1 protein-coding gene is annotated in these 303 nt (G+C 67.0%); it reads right to left on the bottom strand.

All coding sequences use genetic code 11. The features are described from left to right. Positions 1-303: Ig-like domain-containing protein (locus IM267_RS21095; RefSeq protein WP_193034237.1), on the bottom strand; the 303-nt coding region annotated here is incomplete at both ends.

Below are 303 nucleotides of genomic sequence, written 5' to 3'. Positions count from 1 at the left end.
GGCGCATCCGGCGCGGTGAGATCCGGCGCCGTGACCTGACCGCCCTGGCTGGTGTTGCCGGACGGATCGGTGGCGGTGGCGGTGATCTGCTCCCCGTTGGTGAGCGGTGTACCCAGATCGATAGTGAAATTACCGTCGCTGCCCGCCTTGCCCGTGCCGATGGTGTTGCCGTCGGCATCTTTCAGGGTCACGGTGCTGCCAGGCTCAGCCGTACCGGTCACGGTTTTGCCGTCAGGTGAGACCTCCAGATTAGCAGGCGCATCCGGCGCGGTGAGATCCGGTGCGGTGACCTGGCCGCCCTGG

This window comes from Enterobacter cloacae complex sp. P15RS, assembly GCF_014895905.1.
Lineage (GTDB): Bacteria > Pseudomonadota > Gammaproteobacteria > Enterobacterales > Enterobacteriaceae > Enterobacter > Enterobacter quasihormaechei.
This window is presented reverse-complemented; position numbering and strand designations above follow the sequence as displayed.